Raw genomic sequence first — 2224 nt, 5'->3', positions numbered from 1 at the left:
AAGAGATAAGGCAGAGGTCTTGATTTCAGAATGAGCCAGCATCGCCAAATCATAGTAATGTCGGGAATAGCGGGTAGGTTGTAGTTTGTCTTCTGGGCGATGGGCCTCTTGATGTAGGATTGTAGCCTTCTCCCAAAAGGTTCGTTTTCCTTCTATTGCTCTCACTTGAATTTTTTCCGTATTGAAGATATGTGGAAGATACTGTGCAGCATAGGGAGTTATCGAAAATTCTTGACTGGGTTGCCATGAAGAGAGGGGTCCAATTTCCAAGCGGACCATTGGGCGGATATAGGCATTATCGAATGCATTGGGATACTTTACATTCACGCAATGAGGATCATTCATATCGATTTCTAGTTGACAAATGGGAGAATATAAGTCCTCTAATTTGGGTAAGAGATTAGAGGCGATAAATTCTTGTGCGCTCTTGTTGATCTGTTTATTGAACTTGTCTTGTCTATTTTTTGATCGATCTAGGATTGGGTTTTCACTAGATACTAGATTCCAGTCGAGAATCAAGTCTATATCTTCAGAGAATCTCTGGATTACGTTATATACTTTTGAAAGGCTTGTTCCCCCTTTGAATAGTAATGTGTTTTTAAGATTCTCAGTAGTGTATATCTTTTGTAGAACCCAACAAACCCAGAAATCCTTCTCAACGATAGCAGCCGTGGTTCCCATTCTGGCTGCTGCCTCTGCAAAGATCTGGCCTCTTTCTTTATCTGCAAAAAAAGCAACATTATCCATTATTTATCCTTTAAGAATTTGTTCAATTACCTCATATATCCAAACACTTACCTGTTGCGTATCTTGGACTATTTTGTCAGCGGACACTTTTTTCATTGTCTCAGATAACGTATGTATGATTTCTGGAGTTATATGTTCTTTCCCCAAGGCTCTGAGCGCTTGCACGAGTAATCTACTCTCACGAAACTTTAAACCAGTCTCTTTTATGGCCATGTGCTTAAATTCCAAAGATTGATTCTCGATTACATACACGCGATTTGGTCCGTCTGAAATGTAAAGATGACGAGAGGGTACCTGAGTGGAAAGCCCCAGATAATTCAGTGCCGTATTTCCTGAAGGATGAATACGCCAATTAAATTTCCGAGCATATGCGTAAGCAACTTGCTCCATATCGGGACTAAGATACTCTTGGAGAAATTCGCTGTAGCGGGGATAATGATAAATCCCTTGTGAGACTCGGCGTATGGTTCCTTTCTTTGCAAGTTCGGAAAGAGCTTTGCGAACTGCAATATCAGAGAATGGGGGAATAAAATCGACTTTAGAGAAAGCCCAGCCCCTTCCACGACTATATATTCTTGCAAGTATTTTATTAGAAACAGATTGCATGTGATAATAATAGTATATAATTTCACAAAAAGATAGTAATATTTGAGAAATTTATTATACATAATATACACATCAGGACGGTGATTCCTTATTCTACCAGACTACTAACTTGTTAGGCGACAATGGTCGTACAGCGGGTTGCCTTTCTTGTGTCCAAATCCCACCGGCAATGCCATGCTAATGTTCTTCGCATTAGAAATTTCTTTTCCTATAGAGCGCAATGATACTATACACAAAGAACAGAGGCACAATGAACTGAGCCTCTCTTCTTTAAACCTTCAGATAGCTGAATAGTAAGTGATAGTACTACAGTGTAGAGGAATTAGCGTTATTTATTTTATTGAAATCTTCACCGCGTAACCAACGATCAAGAGCATCCTTGCTGAATCTCCAATTTCTTCCAACTTTCTGACAAGGTATCTTTCCCTTTCGTGCAAGCACATAAATGGTAGACTCAGCAATTTTCAAATAAGCAGAACATTCCTGCAACGTTAAGACTTCATCTTTAATTGGTAACATGGTTGATATTATCAGCCAATAAAACCAAATAATCAACTGTTTTTAAACAAGAAACGTTATTTATTCATAATTATAAACAATTACTGTCTATTGAGTAGTGCCTGTATGTTTGGGAATGCCCAATATAATGCATTTTTCAATTATGCAATAATTGACAGTTAATAATATATATTAATAAAATTAGATAATAAAAAATAATAAATGATAGTTATTGATGTCTAATGATTGACATTATGCTGTTTGTGTGTAAAGATAATAATCAAGAAGGAGTCAATATTTACTACTCTTTCCAGAGCTTTTGGTTTTTACCCTTCATGACGAGTCCAGACCATCAGCCTAACAATGCATGATC

At 37.5% G+C, this 2224-nt stretch carries 3 protein-coding genes; all 3 read right to left on the bottom strand.

The window, feature by feature from the left end:
* Positions 1–747 (bottom strand): nucleotidyl transferase AbiEii/AbiGii toxin family protein (locus JF818_RS04880; RefSeq protein ID WP_198890846.1); only part of this gene is annotated, 747 nt, incomplete at its 3' end.
* Positions 748–750: 3 nt separating this feature from the next.
* A complete protein-coding gene (locus JF818_RS04875; RefSeq protein WP_198890845.1) occupies positions 751–1353 on the bottom strand; it encodes a DUF6088 family protein in 603 nt (200 codons plus the stop codon).
* A gap of 306 nt (positions 1354–1659) precedes the next feature.
* Positions 1660–1872: a helix-turn-helix domain-containing protein gene (locus tag JF818_RS04870; protein WP_198890844.1), complete on the bottom strand. Its 213-nt coding sequence runs from the start codon at positions 1870–1872 to the stop codon at positions 1660–1662.
* Positions 1873–2224: the final 352 nt, after the last annotated feature.

This window comes from Sphaerochaeta sp. S2 (genome assembly GCF_016406725.1).
In the GTDB taxonomy this organism is placed as follows: Bacteria; Spirochaetota; Spirochaetia; order Sphaerochaetales; family Sphaerochaetaceae; genus Sphaerochaeta.
This window is presented reverse-complemented; position numbering and strand designations above follow the sequence as displayed.